Below are 18,132 nucleotides of genomic sequence, written 5' to 3' on the forward strand. Positions count from 1 at the left end.
GCGCGGCGAGACGCCGGCAGCGTCTCCGCAAATGTCCGTGCTTGATCTCGACCAATGGCTCTGTTTGGATGGTTGCGTTTCGCGCAACTCGTATTCGGATAATCATAGTGAATGAAAGAGATGGATACCGGCGTTCAATGGATGCTCTTTCACAAGAGAAAGCATCGTGACCCTCTACCGTACCGGCATCGGGAATCGGCTTTTGGCGGCGCTGCCGCCGGCGGATCTCGGCTTGCTCACGCCCCACTTCCGGAAGGTCTCCTTTGGGCCAGATGCCGTTTTGGTGCGCTCGGGCGATGAGATGGACCCGGTCTATTTTCCCCATAGCGGCGCAATCGCCTTCATGCTCGATATGCCGGACGGGCAAACGGTCGCAACCACCTTGATGGGACGGGAAGGCGCTTTGGCCTCTTTCTCCGTACTCGGCCCATCGCTTTCATCCGTGACCGCGATTGCACGCATGGCGGGCACAGCATCATTGATTTCCGCCGCCAAATTTCGGGATGCCTATGCGCAAAGCGCGGCCATCAGGAATGTCGTTCAGCTCCACGCCCGCGCGGTGTTATTGCAACTCCAGCACGTAGCCGCTTGCAACGCGCTGCACCGGGTGGATGGCCGCATGTCGCGGTGGCTTCTGCAGCTTCACGACCGCGTTCCCGATGACCTCCTCCCGGTGACGCAGGAGGCGCTTGCGCAATTGCTTGGGGTGCGGCGGACGACAGTGACTCTGACGATGAGCAAGCTACGCGAGGCCGGAGCCGTCCCCTCCGACCGGCGCGGATTTGTTGAGATCGATCGGGCGCGGCTCGAGAGGGTCGCATGCGACTGCTATGCGCTTATGCAGCGCAAGATCGATCGGATGTATTGCCAGGAATTGTCGGCGCCCCAGCCTACCCGTGCGCCGTTCCGGGAAAGCGCCATCGTCTCGTCCGGCGGAGCGAGGGGTGAATCCAGAGCCGTTTCGCGGGCGGAGAAGTAGAGACCATGCGATGACCGCCTTCGGTCAGAAGCTGCCATTAGGTAGCAGTCGGCGCAGGTCCACAACGGGTCACAAGCCGTCGATCACGCCCGTGGTGGGAGACTTCCGCTTTGCGTTAGTAAGCCGACGTTTATGAATACACGTCCTAGCTCTGCTTCCCCGCGATGATCTCCTGCAATGTCGCAACATGCCGCGCGAAAGCGACGCGGCCGGTGGCGGTGGCGGTGACGGTCGTCTGCGGCTTCTTGCCGACGAAGGCTTTTTCCACCGAAACGTAGCCCGCCTTGGCCGGCGTCTCGATATGCGCGCCGAGATTGCCGTCGGTGGCGCCGGTGAGCTTCTTCAGCCGCGCGAATTCGGGGCGAGGCGAGTCATCTCATGGCTTGACATCGTAGGAATGAATGTCGCTCGCCATATCATTTGACTGTGAAGTTCTCCTTCACACCCTATGAGTTTTATCCTGGATAGCCCCTGTCGAGCATGCGTCGTATCTCTCCTCCGCAATTTCAAAGCTCTCAAAGGAGACACTGAGATGAACGACATCCCCGCAAAGCGCGATGAACTCCACCAGAAAGAAGTTTATTCGCCGCCTTCTCGACGGCTTTCTGAGCAGAACGCGGGCGGAATACATCGCCGAGCGTTTCTAGCTGCAAGTGCAGGCGCCACGGTTCTGCTTGGGGGCCCGAGTTCTGCGCAGGTCCAATCCCCGGTTGCCTCTGCTCCAACGGGTTCGGGCACAATGCCAAGCAATGTCAGAGTGGAACGCGTGGACGGCTCAATTCTGCTGATCGGCATTCGGCAGGAGACCGACCGTGTCGACCTATCAAGCGTCATTGGCTTGGGTCGCCTGATGTATATGCTCGACCACGATGACGCGCTGCGCGTCGCAGTCCTCTACTCCCAAGGCTCCGACTTCGTTGGCGGTGTGCTCGATCCTGACAGCTGGGCGCCAGTCTTGCGCACGGGCAAGTTCCCGGAAATGTCTGAGTTCATCAATCCCGTCGGCACGATACCTCCTCGCAGGCAGAAGCCACTCGTCGTCGCCGTCCAGGGCAAATGCCAGGGTGCAGGCCATGAGCTTTTCCTGGCGGCAGATGTCCGCGTTGCAGCGAGCGATACCGTGTTCGCCCAACCAGAGGTCACCCGCGGACACTTCCCTGCTGGGGGTGCACCGATCACGTTCGTCCGGGAAGCGGGTTGGGCAAATGCGATGCGCTACATGCTGACAGGCGACGAATGGAGCGCCGATGAGGCCTACCGAATGGGATTGGTTCAATACGTGACGCCGCCCGGAAAGCAACTTGATCGGGCGATCGCAGTCGCTCGCAGGATATCGGCCGCGGCTCCGCTTGGAATTCGAGCGACAATCGCCTCGGCCCATCGCGCGCTGAGCGAAGGTCAGGAAGCCGCGTACGCGGCGCTGTTTCCTGAACTGGCTCGATTGGCTCAGAGCGACGATCACCAGGAATATTTCCGGGCGCTTGGGGAAAAGCGTGCTCCCGCCTTCCGCGGGCGCTGACCGCCACACCGGGGCGGCCCAGTGAGTGCAGGCGTCAACGGCGCCGAGACTTGGCATGATGGTCAATGAAAGCGCGCAGTTTCGGCAAGATTTGGCGCTTGCTCGGATAGTAGAGAAAAAGGCCGGGCGTTGTCGTGCCAAAGCGCGTCAACACCGCCTGCAATCGGCCCTCCGAGATATGAGCCTTAACAGGTGGGCCAGGCACCTGCGCAAGTCCCAAACCCTCCACTGCCGCTTCGATCAGCGTCGGATAATCGTGCGCGACAAGCGGACCCGAGACGACTGCCTCGATCGTTCTGTTGCCGTCGAGAAACGACCACGGCACGACTGATCCGTTCGGCCGGCGCAGACGCAGGCAGGCATGGCCACGCAGGTCGTCGATAAGCTTCGGTCGTGTCCGTGCGCGCAGATAATCGGAACTCCCGACAACGACGAACGGGAAGGGCTGGGAAAGCCTGACCACAATCATGTCGGCGTCGATGAACTGACCCATCCGGATGCCGGCGTCAAATCCTCCGGCGGCGAGATCTACTCGCTCCTCGCTGGCAGCAATCTCCACTTCGATCTCGGGATAAGCCTTGCAGAACGAGAGGATGACCGGCTGCAGGATCAGCGGAACGACCGCTCTGGGAACGGCGAGCCGCAAAAGCCCGACGGGACGTTGCCCGAGTTCGCGCACGGCAGCTCCGGCCGCGATGAGCTCTTCAAAGGCTGGTCTGGCGCGGGACAGGAATTGCTCGCCAGCTTGAGTGAGGCCGACACTGCGCGTTGTGCGAACGAACAGGGCAACGCCCATGCGCGCCTCGAGCGCGCGCACCGCCTGGCTCATCGCCGATGGGGTGATGCCCAGCTCTGCGGCCGCCTTTCGAAAGCTGCGGTGCCGGGCAACGCTGAGGAATGCCTCCACACCATCGATCGTGCCCTGCTTCATTGTGAAGTTCTGCTTCATGGCTTGTCCACTTTATAGCGGATAGTGGACCGACGAAAGCTTTCTTAAGTTCAGTTGCAGAGCGAGACGCCACGCCGGCGGGTGACTTGGTTGCCTATCGCGCCAGAGTCGGAGCCTGAAAACGATGACGCAAGTCCGGAACGCCGCCCTCACCTTCATCCTCATAGGAGCCCTTGCCATGACTGAAGCATCCATTGCCCAAACACAAAACCTATCGCCCGTAACAACTGGGGTGATGGTTATCCTGACGGCCAAGAGCAACGTCACACGCGAACAGGTCATGGCTGTAATGCCGGCCGAAGTCCGACAGACCGTGCAGCTCTACGTCGGCGGGAAAATCCGGGAATGGTTCTCGCGTGCCGATGGCCGCGGTGCTGTCTTCTTGCTCGACACCAGGGATGTGGCGGAAGCGCACGCGATCATGGATGATCTGCCGCTGGCCCGGCAAGGCCTCGTCGATCACGAGTACATCGCGGTCGGTCCGTTGCTGCCCCTTCGGTTGCTTCTGGCCAGCCCGGAACGCCCGCAATAGCGAGGAGGCAGAGAAATGCCCGCCATCAACCTGCCATTTGTTCTGAGCGTCGTCGGCGCCTTCCTGACAAGTTCAGCGATCGGTTACATCTATGTCTGGCCATGGCTGCGTAGCCTGCCGCGATTTGAGGCTTTGCGATTGATTGCGGCCTTTCATGCCTTCAGATTCTTTGGGATGAATTTCCTGGTGACTGGATTTGTGTCGCCGGAATTGAATCCGGATTTCGCCCGTCAGGTCGGATGGGGCGATTTCATCGCCGCGGCCTTGGCCCTTGGCTCGATGGCGGCACTCTCCCGGCGCTGGTCGATCGCCATTCCAGCTGTTTGGGTCTTCAATGTCTGGGGCACGATCGACCTCCTGAACGCATACTACATGGGAGTGACACAGCTCAGAGATCCCGGTCTGATGGGCGCAGGGATTTACGTGCCCGCACTTTACGTCCCCTTGCTACTTGTCAGTCACGTTCTGATCTTTCTGCTTCTGTTTAAGGTCGGACCAGCGGAAGAATACTCGTCGACTCCGGCGCCGGCTCGCAACTAAGTCTCTTCGCATCCCGTACAACCCGGTGACGTATGCGCAGCATAGCGATGTGGGCCTGGTGGCAAGCGAACAACGAGCGCGCCAGCTTCGGAAGATCAGACCTATTGGAAGATCAGACCTGCTTCCCCGCAATGATCTCCTGCAACGTCGCGACATGCCGCGCGAACGCGCCGCGGCCTGCCGCGGTGGCGATGACCGTGGTCTGCGGCTTCTTGCCGACGAAGGCTTTTTCCACCGATACGTAGCCCGCCTTGGCCAGCGTCTCGATATGCGCGCCGAGATTGCCGTCCGTCGCGCCGGTGAGCTTCTTCAGCCGGGAAAACTCCAATCCTGTCGCGGCCGGCAGCGCGTTCAGTGCCGCCATGATCTTCAGCCGCAACGGCTGGTGGATGATGTCGTCGAGCTCGGCCATCAGATCCGCCGCATCCAGAGGCCGCCGAGGATCAGGCCTCCGCCATTGACGAAGGCCATCCAGAGCGGGAACGCCTCGCCGATGTAGAAGTAGCCGATCAGCGTCAGCGCGGAGATGCCGACACCGATCGCCATGAAGGCATAGCCGAACCAGAGACCGGCCAGCGTATAGAACAGCATGAAGTAGAGCGGCCAGAACGTGCCGAGCTGGCGCGGGCCGAAGTGACCGATCACGTTGGTGCAGAGATAACCGAAGGCGAAGAACAGCACGAACACCAGAAGCAGTCTGACGTTGAAAGCGGCGCCATGGGAGTGATGCGGCGGATTGAAAATGCGCAGCGCCACCAGACCGCCGGCGCCCAAAGTGTCCGCAGCGACCCAGGCGTAGACCGCATAGACCGGCCAAAGCCAGGTCACGAGATTGGCCGCGAACACCAAGAGGCCCCACCAGACGGCAGCAAAGCTCGCCAGCTCATAGAGCTGCGATTGCTTCACGCGCTGGACGATGTCGTCGATATCGGCCAGCGCCGCGGACGCTTCCTTGCTGTCGATCATGACTGCCTTGCCCCGCGCGTCGCCACATCGTCGGCGATGACCGAAATCGCCTTCGGGTTGGTGACGATGCCCATATGGTTGATGCCGTCGATGATCTTGACATCGACCGACGGTTTGATGGCCTGCACGACTTCCGCATATTTGTCCGAGATCATCATCTCGTCCTCGGCGCCGCCGAAGATCGTGACCGGACGTGTCGTCGCCGGAAGATCGATGCGATAGCCGCGCGTCGCGAAATTGCGCGTCAGGCGATCGGAATAGGTGGAGACGAGGTACTTTGCCGAAGTCGCGGGCACGGCGAGCGCGAGCACCGGAAGCTGCGAACAGCAGTCGATGCCGAGCTTGCGCAGCGTGGCGAGCGCGAAGAAGCGCGGCAGGTCGACATTGGCCCAGCCGCCGGCATGCGGCTTATTGGTCGGGGCGTCATAGCCGAGATATGGCGCGAGCAGCACGGTGCGCACGAACATGTCCTGCATGATCGGTGTCGCCGCGATGCGCAGCGAGAAGCCGGCGCCGGCGGAATGGCCGATCAAGGTGAGCGGCAGCTCCGGCGCGGTCTTGCGCACCTCGGCGACAAAATCGACGAGGTCGTCCTCGAGCTGGCCGACATAGCCGATGTCGCCGCGCGTGCCGGAGCCGCCATGGCCGCGGATGTCGAGCGCCCAGGTCTCCACTCCGCGCGAGGCGATGGCATGGGTCAGGGCATGATTGACGGTGCCGCTGGAGCCGGACGAGCCATGGATGAAGATCGCGCCGCGGCCGGTCGCGGGGCCGTTGGCAGCGTAGTGGCGGAAACCGATCCAGGTGCCGTCGCGGGCCTGGAAGCGCTCTAGGGGCGGGAGGGTGGACCAATCGATGCCCTTGGCGGAGTCGGAGACCGATCGCATCTCGGGCGGCCGCGTCAGCGGGGTTGCGATCATCGCGGCCAGGATCAGCGCCACGGCGCCGACCGCACAGAGGGCCCATTTCATTCCGTTCAACACGCCGCGCAGCAATCGAACTGCCATGATCCACTCCCCTCAAACCCACCAACTATAGAGAACTCTATATGACAGAGTACTCTCTTGGTCAATCCCCGGATTGGCGCGGCGCCGCAAAAATCCTTAACGTCGGGTCTGATCCCCAAATGCCGAATCGTTTGCCGATGCCTTCAGCGGAACCCCTGCTCAACACACCCGAATTCACCGTTTCCGAGCTCTCGCAGTCCCTGAAACGGACGGTTGAGGACACCTACGGCCATGTCCGGGTCCGCGGCGAGATCTCCGGCTTCCGCGGCGCGCATTCCTCCGGCCATTGCTATTTCGCGCTCAAGGACGAGAGCGCCAAGATCGAGGCGGTGATCTGGAAGGGCGTGCACGGCCGCATGCGCTTCAAGCCCCAGGAGGGGCTCGAGGTCATCGCCACCGGCAAGCTCACGACCTATCCGGGCTCCTCGAAATACCAGATCGTGATCGAGGCGCTGGAGCCGGCCGGCATCGGCGCGCTGATGGCGCTGATGGAGGAGCGTAAGCGGAAGCTCGCCGCCGAAGGCCTGTTCGACGAGGCGCGCAAACAGCTTCTGCCGTGGCTGCCGGAGGTGATCGGCGTGGTGACGTCGCCGACCGGCGCCGTGATCCGCGACATCCTGCATCGGCTGGAGGACCGCTTTCCCCGCCACGTGCTGGTGTGGCCGGTGAAAGTTCAGGGCGAAGGCTCGGCCGAGCAGGTCGCGGCCGCGATCCGCGGCTTCAATGCGCTGCCGGAGGGCGGCAAGATTCCGCGCCCGGACGTGCTGATCGTCGCGCGCGGCGGCGGCTCACTGGAGGATCTGTGGTCGTTCAACGAAGAGATCGTGGTCCGTGCCGCGGCCGAGAGCATGATCCCGCTGATCTCGGCGGTGGGGCATGAGACCGACATCACGTTGATCGATTTCGTCGCCGACAAGCGCGCGCCGACGCCGACGGCGGCGGCCGAGATGGCCGTGCCGGTGCGCAGCGATCTCTTTGTCGAGGTCGGCGATCTCGGGCGACGCACCCGGTCCTGCTGGCAACGCGGCCAGGAGAGCCGTCGCAGCGAGCTGCGTGCCGCCGCGCGCGCGCTGCCGGCGGCAGGCGATTTGCTGGCGATCCCGCGGCAGCGGCTGGATTCGGCGGGTGCGTCCCTGCCCCGCTGCCTCAAGGCCAACACGCATGCGCATTTCCGCAGGTTCACCGCCGCAGGCGCCAAGCTGACGCTGCGGGTGCTGCATGGCCAGATCGCGCAGGCCGATCATCGCCTCACGGTGTGCGGCGAGCGACTCGGACTGTCCACGCGCTCGCTGCTGCGGCGGCGGCGCGACCGCTTCGCCGGGCTGGAGGTGCGGTTGCGTGCCTCAAAGCTCTCGAATGCGCAGGCGCAGCGCAACGCGATTGCGCGCCAGCGCGAGCGCACGCATCGCCTTGCCGAGCGCGCGGGCCGGGCGCAGATGACGCTGTTGCAGCGGCTCGATGCCCGCGTCGAGAACAGCGGCAAGCTGCTCTCCGCGCTGTCTTATCGCGGCGTGCTCGCGCGCGGCTTTGCGCTGGTGCGCGACGAGGCCGGCCATCCCCTGCATTCGGCGGACACGATCGGGCCTGGTGCAAGAGTCGAGATCGAGTTTGCGGATGGACGCGTGGGTGCGACCGCGGATGCGGATCGTGCAGCACCGACGGCAAAACGCGCGCCGGCGCAAGCCAAGGCGGCGGCGCAGGAGGCGAAGCCAGCGCCAAAGCGCGTGGGCAAGCCGGTGGATCAGGGGAATTTGTTTTAGCTGGAGCGACGGCATCGCGTCACCCTCGGCGTCATTCCCCGCGAAAGCGGGGAATCCAGTACGCCGCGGCTTCTCGATCAATCACAGGCGTCTCGGCGTACTGGATCGCCCGGTCAAGCCGGGCGATGACAGTGAGTGTGTGGGACGCGTGCCACGAAATCGCTGTCGTAGCCCGCATGAGCGTAGCGACATCCGGGACCAGCGGCCCCGGATATCGCTACGCTCATCCGGGCTACAAGACTGCGCGTCTCAGCGGCAGGACAAGCCCGCGTCGATCGTGGTCCAGAAACCGCAATGTTCCGGCGCGAGTTGTGGCGCGCCGGCATGGGCTTCGAACAGATGGGCTTCGAACAGGAAGACCGCGACGGTGAAAACGATCAGGGCGGAGGAGAACAGGACGAAGCGGTTGCGCATGGGACTGCGTTTAATCGACATCGTGGTCGAATGATGGCGTCGGCACGGGCTGAAACCCACACGGCGCGGGATCCGTAGAGTCACGGTCGGCCATTTTCCGTGCAGGGCGGTGGTCGATGCGGGGCTGTCCGCTGTTGTTCCCAAGGGCGGCCCCGCTCGGCACATGTAGCCCGCACGAGCGCAGCGATATGCGGGACGGACCTACCCGGATATCGCTACGCTCATCCGGGCTACGGCACTGCCGTCACCGCGCCAGCCACTCCGCAACTTCCTTCTGCGATTCCGCGCGCGCTGCCGCATCGGTGCCGAGATGGCCGTGCTCGGGCGTGGCGGCGTCGGTGCTGCCGGCAGCTGCGTGCAGCGGCGTGTTGGCGCGGTCGAAGTCGTGATAGGCGCCGGGATAGACCACGATGCGCGCGAGCGCGCTGCGGCCATGCGCGCCATCGACCATCTGGCGGCAGGCCGGCGGCGACGAGACGTCGTCATTGCCACCGATCAGCACCAGCGTCGGCACCCGTGTGCTCCAGCCGAGGCCTGCGGAAATCCTGCAGTCCGGATAGAACGCGATGGCGGCGCGGAAATCCGGGCCGACCTCGCGCGCAAGGTTTTGCGGACGAACGGCCCAGAGCAGCGCGCTGGCGCCATTCGCCCACCCCATCAGGCTGACGCGGTCGCGCGCAACCCAGCTCTGTTTCATCAACCAGGCGCGCGACGCCGCGATATCGGTGACGCGTTCGCGCCGCGCCTTGACGTGGATGTCCTTGACGCGGCATTGCGGCCCGAGCTCGCGCGAGCCGTAGCTGTCAGGGAGCAGCACGGCGTTGCCGGATTTGAGCAGCCGCTCGGCCCAGTCGCGATAGCGCGGCAGGACGGAATCGGAATGGCCACCGAGGCCGCCGCAGCCATGAAGCGCGATCACGGTCGGAAACGGCCCGGTGCCCTCGGGCTTGTAGAGCTGCGCATGCAGCACGCCGGACGCCAGCGGAATCTCGACCGGCTGCGGCGCCGGCGACGCGTGCGCGGCCGAGATCAGGAACGTCAGGAACAGGGCGGTGAACGGAAGGCGCATCGAACTTTGCCGTTGGATCCTTCGCTCAAGCACTATCACGCGGAAACGGCGCCAAAACATCACAAACCGGTGGGTTTACCGGGCGGACAAGCCACCCTATTTATGCTACATCCCGTCCAACACATCGTGCCCTCCAAGGTGACCCCGGAGCGGCCTTCCACGGAGACTTTCGACCGTGCTGAACAAGTTCGGCCCCTCGGGCCATGGCGAAGCGCAGGTGCAATATCTCGACGGCGATTTCCGCGTGATCTCGCCGGGGACTTTCGTGCGCTGCGCGATCACCGATACGCGCATCCCGCTCGACGAGTTGAAATACTGGAGCGTGGACCTGCAGGAAGCCTACGCCACACCCGCCGCCGTGCTCGAGCGACATTACCCGGGCGCGCCCAAGCCGCAAGCCTGAGGCCGCGGGCGCGCGTCTATTGCTGCTCCGCGCCATCCGTGCCCACGCAGGTTTTGATGAAACTCTTCCTGGGCTCGCCGACGATCTTCTGATCGATCGCCTGCTTGAGGCAATCCAGCCGCGCCTGCGCCATGCAGAGCTGCATCTGGTCGCGCTTGTCCTGTCCCTTCAGGTTCTGAGTTGTCGCGAGGCAGGTGACGCGCTTGGTCGCGGGCACCGGCACGGTGGTGGTTTGAGGAGCCGGCGGAGTCGTTTGTGCAAACACCGGCGCAATGATCAGACACACAAGGCTGGCGGCAACGGCGGCGAACGGCAACTTCATCGAACTCTCCTGGTCGTCTGAACGGTTAGGAGTTTTGCGATGAACGACGCGTGAATGGCAGGCTGCTGTGTCGGATGGGCAAAGCGCAGCTGCCCTGCCGGCACAGCACGAGCGGTGCAGCTTTTTCACGAGGCATGTTCGCACGCACCAGAAATGCTGCTCGCACAGCCGAGACGATTTCCGTTATGCCGATCCGCGTTGCATCGAAGAGTGCTTGCACTCCGTGGTTAGCCATTTCGCGTTGTGGTTGGATTCTTTGTTGCGATTGGCGCTCTTAGGTTGTTTGACGAAGTCTTGGTGAAACAAAGCGCCGCTATGCTTCATCTTAGGTAATTGGCCCTGCTCTTTTTATCGCACAGACAATCAAGTCAACCAAACGGCCACTGAGCTCTGGAATTGGCGCAGTCTGTGAACGGGCTCATATCGAAGAGCCATCTGTCGGGCTACGATCACCTCGAAAATTCGCGGTGGATTATTTGGAAATCGAAAATCAACGATGGGGGTGATCATGCCCACCATATTAGACCTGCTCTATCGTGAATATTGCCGCGCCCGCCTCGCTGAAATGCGGAAACAGCTTCTGATCGCAGCTGAACGCTTTGAAGCTCTCGAAGCGCATCATCATCCGGATCAGGGTGACGATGAGAGGACGGACACACAGCGCAAGACCGGTCGCCGCGCGCCGAATTGAAGCGGCCCGAGACCGGCGATCTCTCCCGCGTAGCAGTGACCAAGCAGTTGGCAACAGTTTGGGAGGCAGCAATGAATACACCCGAGTACTATACCGCCATGGTAGCCTGCGCCTCGTGCCTGACCATTATCGGATTGATGGCCGTTGGGGCGTGGTGAGCATGATTGACTGCTGAACCGCAATCGCAGGCCGTTGCCGAGGTCGCTGGCAAGCACGTCCGGTCGGACGACGGCGCGGACGCAGCACGCAGCGTACAGCATGGTTCGTCAACGGAGGCTGGAAGGCCTTCGCCTCGGCTTGCAAACATTATTCCTGCTGTGAGGTGAGCGTTGCCGCCGCTTCGGACTGCGGCGGCTTCGCTTCAGATCCGGATGTCAGCTTCCGGGCGGGGTATACGAAGAGCGCAGCTTCGCCGCGTTCTGGCGGACCTGCTTGATCTCGTCCTGCGTGAACAGCCGCGTCAGTTTCACGTTCTGCAGGGTGCCCGCCGTGACGGTCAGGCCGGAAATGGCCGGAGCCGCACCCGGATCAGGCACATCGAAAATCACCAAAACGCCTGGGCCGTCGGCCGCAACGCTGAACATCGAAATCAGCTTTCCGCCGGCCGCTTCGATAAGTTTTCTTGCCGCCTCCTGACGATCGGTCTTGGGGTTCTCCAAAATGGCATTGAGAGCGCGTGGTGTGTATTGTCCGGTGAGGCAAAAATGCATGGCATGTTCTCCTCTGGGTTTTTGGCAATGACTTTCCCTGCCGTTCCGAACTCGTCGTTACGGCCGCTGCATCTGAAATGATGAAGGTACTGCCCGCCGTGGGCATAAACGCCGTCGATGATTTCCGGGAGTTCGGCACGTCCCGGTGACGGCTCTCATGAAACGCTACATCAACTCCCGAACGTGCGGAAGAGAATTCGTCAGCCGCGACATGTCACCTCGGTTGCCACATATCGCACCCGCGCATGAAATGCTTTTCGTCACACCGTGCGTCCACAACGAGCGCGGTTCGCCCGCCGTCCGACATTATCGCCTGCCGAATCTTCGCTCGCGCGCCTTGTAGAGATGATCGCTGATCAGTTGCCGGAGCGTAGCCGGGTCGTCGAACTCGAGCTGGACGGCGAACGGCACGATGCCGTCCGGCACGCCTTCGCGGCCGTGCAGACGCGCGAGATCCTTTTCCGTCGTCACCAGTGTTTGCTGCTCGCGCTGCGCCTCCGCGGCGAGAGTTGCGATCTCGTCGTTCGAAAACATGTGATGATCGGCGAAGGCGCGCGTGCGTGCGACTTCGATACCGCCAGCGCGCAAGCTGCGGAAGAACCGTTCGGGATCGCCGATGCCGGCGAACGCGAACACCGGCTTGCCCAACAGTCTAGCGACCGACCCGGCGTCGGGTTTCAGCCGCGCGCGCAGCTCCGGCTTGTTGCGCCTGGCAAGCTCGGCGGCGACAGCGTCGGCGGCGCGGCCGCCGCCGATCAGGACCAGCGCGTCGGTGCGCGCAAGCTGCGCCTTCAGCGGCGCACGCAGGGGACCGGCCGGAAACACCTTGCCATTGCCGAGGCCGCGCTCGCTGTCGATCACGATCAGCGAGGTGTCCTTGAGAAGACGCGGGTTCTGGAAGCCGTCGTCCATCAGGATCACGGTGGCGCCTTGCGACTTCGCCAGCACGACGCCGTCGAGGCGGTCGCGCGCAACTGCAACAGGGACGTCGCGCGCCATCATCAGCGGCTCGTCGCCGACGTCGGACGCGGTGTGACGCATGCTGTCGACCATCACCGGGCCCTTGAGGCTGCCGCCATAGCCGCGGCTGAGCACCACCGGCGTCTCGCCGAGCTCGCGCAGGAGCTTCGTCAGCGCCAGCACGGTCGGCGTCTTGCCGGCGCCGCCGACATGATAGTTGCCGACGCAGATCACGGGGATGCCGGCGTCGACGCCCTCGCGCAGCATCCGCCGTTCCGTGATCGCGCCGTAGAGCGCACCCAGCGGCCCCAATGCGTACGATTCGAGGGAACGTGGCCGGTACCAGAAGGCCGGCTCACGCATTGGCGGCCCCCATCTCGATCCGCAACTGCAAGAGATAAGGCTCGAGCGCGGTCATGGTGCGGTTGAGCGCGCCGCCGAGATCCTCGACCACGCCGGCGCCCGACTGCTGGACGTTCTTTCGCACGGCAGGATCGGCGAGCAGCTGGCCGAGCTGCTTGATCAGTAGTTCCTGCGTGTCGGCCTGGCGCGCGCCGCCGCTGTGATCGAGCGCCTCGTAGACGTCGGCGAAATTGAAGACGTGCGGACCATGGACGATGGCCGCGCCGAGCTTGATCGCTTCGATCGGATTCTGGCCGCCATGATGGATCAGCGATCCGCCCATGAACACGATGTCCGAGAGGCGATAGAACAGGCCGAGTTCGCCCATGGTGTCGGCGACATAAACGTCGGTGGTCGCCGTCGGCAGCTCGTCGCGCGAGCGCAGGGCTGGCTTCAGGCCGGACGCCGTGATCAGGCCTGTGATCGAGGAGCCGCGATCCGGATGGCGCGGCACGATCACGGTCAGGAGCTGCGGGAAGAAACCGGTGAGGCTGCGATGCGCCGCCACCAGCATCTCCTCCTCGCCCGGATGGGTCGAGGCCGCGACGATGATCGGACGCCCGCGCGTCATCGCCATCAGCCGTTCTAGCTTGGCGGGGTCGGCCGGCGGCGCCGGCACGTCGAGCTTGAGATTGCCCGTGGTGACGACGTCGCGGCCGCCGAGCGTCGAGAAGCGCTCGGCATCGGTCTTCGACTGCGCCAGACAAATGTCGAACCGCGACAGCAGCGCCGAGATGGTGCCTTGCATCCGGCGCCAGCGCGGGAACGAGCGCGGCGACATCCGCCCGTTGATCAGCACCATCGGCACGCGGCGCGCGGCGCCGGCCAGGATCAGGTTCGGCCACAGATCGGATTCGATGAACAGCGCCAGCGACGGCTTCCAATGGTCGAGGAAGCGCGCGACATAACGCGGGGAATCATACGGCACGTATTGATGGATCACGTCGGGCGGAAAACGCTTTGCCACAATAGCAGCCGACGTGACAGTGCCCGAGGTGAGCAGAATGCGCAGGTTCAGATCGCGCAAGCGCTCGATCAGCGCCGCCGCGGCGAGGACCTCGCCGACGCTGGCGCCGTGAATCCAGACCAGCGGACCGTGCGGCCGCACGTCCCGGGACAGGCCCCGCCGTTCGCTGACCCGCGCGGGATCTTCCTTGCCCTGCTTCAGGCGCCGCTTGATCAGCACAGGCGCGAGCGGCACCAGGCCACGCGCCAGGCGCCGGTACATCCGCAGCGTCAACGGCAGCGAGCCGGGCAGCGATTTAGGCATCTGCAGGTCCCGGCCGGCCGAGCTGTGCATAGGCTTGGCGGGTCGCCTCGTTCAAGGTCTCCTCCAGCTCGAGCCGCAGCGCTTCCATGGTGGCGGCGTTCGCATCCGGCGGAACGTGGATTTCCTTGATGCCCACCAACGCGCCCCGCCCGAACGGCAGGTTGATGGTGGTGCGGTCCCAGTTCTTGAGCCGGACGAAGCGGCTGGTCGCCATCGCAAAAGGCATGATCGGCCGCCCCGATTCCCGTGCCAGCATGATGATGCCGAGCCCGGCCACGCGCGAGCGCTTGGGGACGTCGGCGGTCAGCGCGACATTACAACCGTCCTGGAGCGTCCGCACCATTTCCTTGAAGGCACCGACCCCGCCCTTGCGGTGAAACGCGCCGCCATGGTCGCCGGACCCGCGGATGGTGCCGATGCCGAGCCGCTCGGCGGCAATCGCGTTGAACTCGCCGTCGCGGTGACGGGAGATCAGGACCCTCGCCTTGTACCAGTCCTTGTTCTTGATGAAGGGGGTGAGGAAATGCTGGCCGTGCCAAAACGCGAAGATCGCCGGAATTTGCGGCTCGACGCGCTCATAGACGTCGGGCGGATCGAACGTGAATTTGTTCGTCCGCCAGACCAGACGCAGGTATTCCGCCGCCAGGATTCCGACGGCACGCTGAACGAAGCTGCTCCTCAGCGTATTGCGAAGCAGCTTTTTCAACGCGCCGGTTCTTGATTCGGGTCGAGCAGCCGGTGGAGATGGACGATGAAATAGCGCATCTGCGCGTTGTCGACCGTGCTCTGCGCCTTGGCACGCCAGGCGGCGTGCGCGGTCGCATAGTTCGGATAGAGGCCGACGATCTCGACGTCGTCGAGGTTCTTGAAGGTGTTGTGCTCGAGATCGACGAGCTCGCCGCCGACGACGAGGTGGAGCAGTTGTTGCGGGGCACTATCTGGCATCGGTTCTGTTCCTAACGGGCTGCCCGGCAAAGCAGTGTTCGACAAGCACGAGAAAGCGCTTCACGGCAAGGGGCGGTTTCGAAAATGCGAGACAATGTTCGCATGACGATCGCGACCCGCTGCCACCAGCACCCCATGCGTGACTTGCCGGCGGTTATAGAGGATGGGATCTCCGGAGAGATCGCTCATCCTACCATCGGCTTCCTGCACGATCAAATCCGCCGCCGCAAGGTCCCAATCATGACTGTTGCCGCCCGCAAAAGCCGCATCCAGCGCGCCATGGGAGACCCGGCACAGCCGCAGCGCGAGCGAACCGATTCGCGGATGCAGCTTGATCTCGCCCAGTGACGGCTTCAGGCGCTCGACCAGGGGCTTCGGACCCGCGACACGCGAGAAGTCGAGCTCGGACCCAGCCGTCGCCCGCACCGGCACATCGTTGAGGGTCGTGCCCTGGCCGCGGGCGGCGAAGAAGAACTCATCGCTGGTCGGCGCGAACACCGCGGCCAGCACCGGCGAGGCGTCCTCAACCAGCGCGACGCTGACGCACCATTCGTCGTGGCCGTTGAGGTAGTTGCGGGTGCCGTCGATGGGATCGACGATCCAGGTCATCCGCCGCGACAGCCGCACCTCATCGTCGGCGCTCTCCTCCGACAGCCAGCCATAGTCGGGCGTCGCCGCGCGCAGGCGCGCTTCCAGGAGATCGTTGACGGCGATGTCGGCTTCCGAGACCGGCGAGGACGCGCCCTTGGTCCACTTCTTCAGCTCGGTGCGGAACATCGACTGCGCGAGTGCGCCCGCCTCCCGCACCGTGTCTTGCAGCAGCGCCGCGTCGCGCGTCAGGATGGCTTCGCCTGTTGCGTTCGCGTCAACGTCCGCCAAGCGTCAAACCCTCGATGCGCACCGTCGGCGCATTGACGCCGTAGCGGAACTCGAGATTGTTCGCCGGCTGCATCGACTTGAAGATCTCGAACAGATGGCCGGCGATCGTCACCTCGCTCACGGGATAAGTGAGTTCGCCGTTCTCGATCCAGAAGCCGGAGGCGCCGCGGCTGTAGTCGCCAGTCACGCCGTTGACGCCCGAGCCGATCAAATCGGTGACGTAGAACCCCTGCTTGATGTCGGAGATCAGTTCGGCCGGCGTCGGCGTGCCGGGTTCAAGATGCAGATTATACGGCCCGGGCGACGGCGAGGAGGAGACGCCGCGATGGGCATGGCCGGTGGTGGTGAGACCGAGCTCACGCGCGGTGGCGCAATCGAGCAGCCAAGTCGTCAGCACGCCTTCGTCGATCAGCGCGATCTTCTTCACGGCGACACCTTCAGCGTCGAACGTCTGCGAGCGCAGGCCGCGTTTGCGCAGGGGATCGTCGATGATGCGGATGTTCTTGGCGAACAGCTGCTGGCCGAGCTTGTCCTTCAGGAAGCTGGTCTTGCGCGCAATCGAAGCGCCGTTGATGGCGCCGACGACGTGACCGACCAGCGAGCCCGCGACGCGCGGATCGAACACCACAGGCACTTTGCAGGTCTCGACCTTGCGCGGATTGGCGCGCGCCACAGTGCGCTCGCCCGCGGAACGGCCGACGATCTCGGGCGACAGCAGATCGGCACCATGCGGCGCCGAGGTGAAATCGTAGTCCCGCTCCATGCCGGTGCCGTCGCCGACAATGGCGGTGGCGGAGATGCCCTGGCTGGAACGCAGGTAAGAGCCGTGGAAGCCGGTGCTGGTGACGAGCACCATGCCGCCCATTCCGGCAGAGGCCGAGGCGCCGCCGGATTTGGTCACGCCCTTCACTCCGAGCGCCGCAGCCTCGGCTTCGAGCGCGCGGCGCTCGAGTTCCGAGGTGGCGGGCACGTCAGGGTCGAGCAGATCGAGATCGGGGAAGTCGCGCGCGAGCAGTGCGGGATCGGCAAGGCCGACATATTTGTCGTCGGGCGCAACACGCGCCATCGCAACCGCTCGCTCGGCAAGCTTGGTCACGGCATCGCCGCTGGCGTCGTTGGTGGAGACCACCGCCTGGCGCCGGCCGACCAGCACGCGCAAGCCGACATCGTCGCCCTCGGAACGCTCGGATTCCTCGACCCGGCCGTCGCGGACCTCGACGCCTTGCGAGACGCCACGCACGGCGACCGCATCGGCCGCATCCGCGCCGGCGCGCCTGGCAGCCTCCACCAGCCGCTGCGCGAGATCGGAGAGCGCAGACTGGTCGAACAGGTTGCGGCTGGCTGTGGATGAATCCTTGGGTGAAAGCGTCGAGCTTGGTGAAGGGTTCACAAACGAAATCCTGTTGGGGCGGGCTGCGGGACCGGAACCCACAGATGTGCCCTGATCGCGCGGACTTCAAGCATTTTCAGCCCACCAAAAGCTCAGATTCGCACCTTGCGCGCAACGTCTCGTCAATCATGCGCGCCAAGGTCTTGTCAATCATGCGCGGCGGTGAGGTTGGATTAACCAGCCTTTTTAAGCGGTTTCGGAAAGGCCCGCGCTAAGGTCCTCGCATCGACCGGGAACATAATCCTGGCGGGGAGAACTAAAGCCGTGAGGCGTCAAACAGCAACAAGCGGGATCACTCCCGCCGGGGGGGGGGGGGGGGGGGGGGGGGGGGGGGGGGGGGGGGGGGGGGGGGGGGGGGGGGGGGGGGGAGGGGGGGCGGGCCGGGGGGGGGGGGGGGGGGCGGGGGGGGGGGGGCGCGGGGGGGG

General features: G+C 64.1%; 21 protein-coding genes and 1 pseudogene. 7 read left to right on the forward strand and 15 right to left on the reverse strand.

The annotated features are described in order from the left end of the window. Positions 1-166: 166 nt before the first annotated feature. Positions 167-979: a Crp/Fnr family transcriptional regulator gene (locus AC0L30_RS15525; RefSeq protein ID WP_473404654.1), complete on the forward strand. Its 813-nt coding sequence runs from the start codon at positions 167-169 to the stop codon at positions 977-979. A 145-nt stretch (positions 980-1,124) separates the two neighbouring features. Here the strand turns inward: AC0L30_RS15525 and AC0L30_RS15530 are convergent. Then, a pseudogene (locus tag AC0L30_RS15530) lies at positions 1,125-1,337 on the reverse strand (transcriptional regulator); the annotation flags it as partial. 174 nt (positions 1,338-1,511) lie between these two features. Here AC0L30_RS15530 and AC0L30_RS15535 point away from each other — a divergent pair. Beyond that, positions 1,512-2,498, forward strand: coding sequence for a crotonase/enoyl-CoA hydratase family protein (locus AC0L30_RS15535; protein WP_473404655.1), 987 nt, complete (start codon positions 1,512-1,514; stop codon positions 2,496-2,498). A 34-nt stretch (positions 2,499-2,532) separates the two neighbouring features. Here AC0L30_RS15535 and AC0L30_RS15540 read toward each other — a convergent pair whose 3' ends face one another. Further along, positions 2,533-3,447, reverse strand: a complete 915-nt coding sequence (locus AC0L30_RS15540) for a LysR substrate-binding domain-containing protein (RefSeq protein WP_473404656.1) — start codon at positions 3,445-3,447, stop codon at positions 2,533-2,535. A gap of 178 nt (positions 3,448-3,625) precedes the next feature. Here AC0L30_RS15540 and AC0L30_RS15545 point away from each other — a divergent pair, with 178 nt between their 5' ends. Further along, positions 3,626-3,979 (forward strand): hypothetical protein, encoded by a 354-nt coding sequence (locus AC0L30_RS15545; protein WP_354128661.1) that lies wholly within the window; start codon positions 3,626-3,628, stop codon positions 3,977-3,979. Between the two features lie 15 nt (positions 3,980-3,994). Then, entirely contained in the window at positions 3,995-4,519 is a 525-nt protein-coding gene (locus tag AC0L30_RS15550; protein ID WP_007596916.1) for a hypothetical protein, read from the forward strand. 112 nt (positions 4,520-4,631) lie between these two features. Here the strand turns inward: AC0L30_RS15550 and AC0L30_RS15555 are convergent, their stop codons facing one another. From AC0L30_RS15555 to AC0L30_RS15565, 3 genes are read right to left on the reverse strand one after another with little or no spacing between them, the layout of a single operon-like run. Continuing rightward, on the reverse strand, positions 4,632-4,931 hold the full coding sequence (locus AC0L30_RS15555; RefSeq protein ID WP_007596917.1) for a winged helix-turn-helix domain-containing protein: 300 nt from the start codon (positions 4,929-4,931) through the stop codon (positions 4,632-4,634). Continuing rightward, complete coding sequence (locus AC0L30_RS15560; protein ID WP_007596918.1) at positions 4,931-5,485, reverse strand: hypothetical protein; 555 nt, start codon at positions 5,483-5,485, stop codon at positions 4,931-4,933. Before AC0L30_RS15560 ends, AC0L30_RS15555 begins: the two co-directional genes overlap by 1 nt. Continuing rightward, positions 5,482-6,492: an alpha/beta hydrolase gene (locus AC0L30_RS15565; protein ID WP_473404657.1), complete on the reverse strand. Its 1,011-nt coding sequence runs from the start codon at positions 6,490-6,492 to the stop codon at positions 5,482-5,484. Before AC0L30_RS15565 ends, AC0L30_RS15560 begins: the two co-directional genes overlap by 4 nt. Positions 6,493-6,629: 137 nt before the next feature. On the opposite strand from AC0L30_RS15565, the gene xseA reads away from it, so the two are divergent. Continuing rightward, positions 6,630-8,252, forward strand: coding sequence for an exodeoxyribonuclease VII large subunit (xseA, locus tag AC0L30_RS15570; RefSeq protein WP_473404658.1), 1,623 nt, complete (start codon positions 6,630-6,632; stop codon positions 8,250-8,252). A gap of 249 nt (positions 8,253-8,501) precedes the next feature. On the opposite strand, the gene AC0L30_RS15575 is transcribed toward xseA, so the two are convergent. Further along, positions 8,502-8,666: a hypothetical protein gene (locus AC0L30_RS15575; protein ID WP_007596920.1), complete on the reverse strand. Its 165-nt coding sequence runs from the start codon at positions 8,664-8,666 to the stop codon at positions 8,502-8,504. Positions 8,667-8,910: 244 nt separating this feature from the next. After that, positions 8,911-9,735, reverse strand: coding sequence for a dienelactone hydrolase family protein (locus tag AC0L30_RS15580; RefSeq protein ID WP_473404659.1), 825 nt, complete (start codon positions 9,733-9,735; stop codon positions 8,911-8,913). Between the two features lie 175 nt (positions 9,736-9,910). On the opposite strand from AC0L30_RS15580, the gene AC0L30_RS15585 reads away from it, so the two are divergent. Beyond that, a complete protein-coding gene (locus AC0L30_RS15585; RefSeq protein ID WP_007596922.1) occupies positions 9,911-10,138 on the forward strand; it encodes a DUF2093 domain-containing protein in 228 nt (75 codons plus the stop codon). Between the two features lie 16 nt (positions 10,139-10,154). On the opposite strand, the gene AC0L30_RS15590 is transcribed toward AC0L30_RS15585, so the two are convergent. Then, positions 10,155-10,460 carry a hypothetical protein gene (locus AC0L30_RS15590; RefSeq protein ID WP_007596923.1) on the reverse strand — a complete coding sequence of 102 codons (306 nt, stop codon included), beginning with the start codon at positions 10,458-10,460 and terminating at the stop codon, positions 10,155-10,157. Positions 10,461-10,956: 496 nt separating this feature from the next. Here AC0L30_RS15590 and AC0L30_RS15595 point away from each other — a divergent pair, with 496 nt between their 5' ends. Continuing rightward, positions 10,957-11,151: a hypothetical protein gene (locus AC0L30_RS15595; protein WP_083869876.1), complete on the forward strand. Its 195-nt coding sequence runs from the start codon at positions 10,957-10,959 to the stop codon at positions 11,149-11,151. 374 nt (positions 11,152-11,525) lie between these two features. Here the strand turns inward: AC0L30_RS15595 and AC0L30_RS15600 are convergent, their stop codons facing one another. The 7 genes from AC0L30_RS15600 to AC0L30_RS15630 form a co-directional block, all read right to left on the reverse strand. Then, positions 11,526-11,861 carry a GYD domain-containing protein gene (locus AC0L30_RS15600; RefSeq protein ID WP_007596925.1) on the reverse strand — a complete coding sequence of 112 codons (336 nt, stop codon included), beginning with the start codon at positions 11,859-11,861 and terminating at the stop codon, positions 11,526-11,528. A gap of 306 nt (positions 11,862-12,167) precedes the next feature. Continuing rightward, positions 12,168-13,184: a tetraacyldisaccharide 4'-kinase gene (gene lpxK, locus AC0L30_RS15605; protein WP_473404660.1), complete on the reverse strand. Its 1,017-nt coding sequence runs from the start codon at positions 13,182-13,184 to the stop codon at positions 12,168-12,170. Further along, positions 13,177-14,523, reverse strand: coding sequence for a 3-deoxy-D-manno-octulosonic acid transferase (locus AC0L30_RS15610; protein ID WP_219685581.1), 1,347 nt, complete (start codon positions 14,521-14,523; stop codon positions 13,177-13,179). Before AC0L30_RS15610 ends, lpxK begins: the two co-directional genes overlap by 8 nt. Further along, positions 14,486-15,199, reverse strand: coding sequence for a lysophospholipid acyltransferase family protein (locus AC0L30_RS15615; RefSeq protein ID WP_219685580.1), 714 nt, complete (start codon positions 15,197-15,199; stop codon positions 14,486-14,488). The genes AC0L30_RS15610 and AC0L30_RS15615 overlap by 38 nt, the downstream gene beginning before the upstream one ends. Continuing rightward, positions 15,196-15,438: a DUF4170 domain-containing protein gene (locus AC0L30_RS15620; RefSeq protein ID WP_007596929.1), complete on the reverse strand. Its 243-nt coding sequence runs from the start codon at positions 15,436-15,438 to the stop codon at positions 15,196-15,198. The genes AC0L30_RS15615 and AC0L30_RS15620 overlap by 4 nt, the downstream gene beginning before the upstream one ends. A 60-nt stretch (positions 15,439-15,498) precedes the next feature. Beyond that, positions 15,499-16,317: an inositol monophosphatase family protein gene (locus AC0L30_RS15625; protein WP_219685579.1), complete on the reverse strand. Its 819-nt coding sequence runs from the start codon at positions 16,315-16,317 to the stop codon at positions 15,499-15,501. Continuing rightward, complete coding sequence (locus tag AC0L30_RS15630; protein ID WP_354168611.1) at positions 16,304-17,707, reverse strand: TldD/PmbA family protein; 1,404 nt, start codon at positions 17,705-17,707, stop codon at positions 16,304-16,306. The genes AC0L30_RS15625 and AC0L30_RS15630 overlap by 14 nt, the downstream gene beginning before the upstream one ends. Positions 17,708-18,132: the final 425 nt, after the last annotated feature.

This window comes from Bradyrhizobium sp. MI1.11 (assembly GCF_055811255.1).

Excerpts from the sequence above, each read along its gene's own strand:
- AC0L30_RS15535 (WP_473404655.1), top strand. The coding sequence starts at position 1,512 with ATGAACGACATCCCCGCAAAGCGCGATGAACTCCACCAGAAAGAAGTT.
- AC0L30_RS15540 (WP_473404656.1), bottom strand. The coding sequence starts at position 3,447 with ATGAAGCAGAACTTCACAATGAAGCAGGGCACGATCGATGGTGTGGAG.
- AC0L30_RS15545 (WP_354128661.1), top strand. The coding sequence starts at position 3,626 with ATGACTGAAGCATCCATTGCCCAAACACAAAACCTATCGCCCGTAACA.
- AC0L30_RS15550 (WP_007596916.1), top strand. The coding sequence starts at position 3,995 with ATGCCCGCCATCAACCTGCCATTTGTTCTGAGCGTCGTCGGCGCCTTC.
- AC0L30_RS15555 (WP_007596917.1), bottom strand. The coding sequence starts at position 4,931 with ATGGCCGAGCTCGACGACATCATCCACCAGCCGTTGCGGCTGAAGATC.
- AC0L30_RS15560 (WP_007596918.1), bottom strand. The coding sequence starts at position 5,485 with ATGATCGACAGCAAGGAAGCGTCCGCGGCGCTGGCCGATATCGACGAC.
- AC0L30_RS15565 (WP_473404657.1), bottom strand. The coding sequence starts at position 6,492 with ATGGCAGTTCGATTGCTGCGCGGCGTGTTGAACGGAATGAAATGGGCC.
- xseA (WP_473404658.1), top strand. The coding sequence starts at position 6,630 with ATGCCTTCAGCGGAACCCCTGCTCAACACACCCGAATTCACCGTTTCC.
- AC0L30_RS15575 (WP_007596920.1), bottom strand. The coding sequence starts at position 8,666 with ATGCGCAACCGCTTCGTCCTGTTCTCCTCCGCCCTGATCGTTTTCACC.
- AC0L30_RS15580 (WP_473404659.1), bottom strand. The coding sequence starts at position 9,735 with ATGCGCCTTCCGTTCACCGCCCTGTTCCTGACGTTCCTGATCTCGGCC.
- AC0L30_RS15590 (WP_007596923.1), bottom strand. The coding sequence starts at position 10,460 with ATGAAGTTGCCGTTCGCCGCCGTTGCCGCCAGCCTTGTGTGTCTGATC.
- AC0L30_RS15595 (WP_083869876.1), top strand. The coding sequence starts at position 10,957 with ATGGGGGTGATCATGCCCACCATATTAGACCTGCTCTATCGTGAATAT.
- AC0L30_RS15600 (WP_007596925.1), bottom strand. The coding sequence starts at position 11,861 with ATGCATTTTTGCCTCACCGGACAATACACACCACGCGCTCTCAATGCC.
- lpxK (WP_473404660.1), bottom strand. The coding sequence starts at position 13,184 with ATGCGTGAGCCGGCCTTCTGGTACCGGCCACGTTCCCTCGAATCGTAC.
- AC0L30_RS15610 (WP_219685581.1), bottom strand. The coding sequence starts at position 14,523 with ATGCACAGCTCGGCCGGCCGGGACCTGCAGATGCCTAAATCGCTGCCC.
- AC0L30_RS15620 (WP_007596929.1), bottom strand. The coding sequence starts at position 15,438 with ATGCCAGATAGTGCCCCGCAACAACTGCTCCACCTCGTCGTCGGCGGC.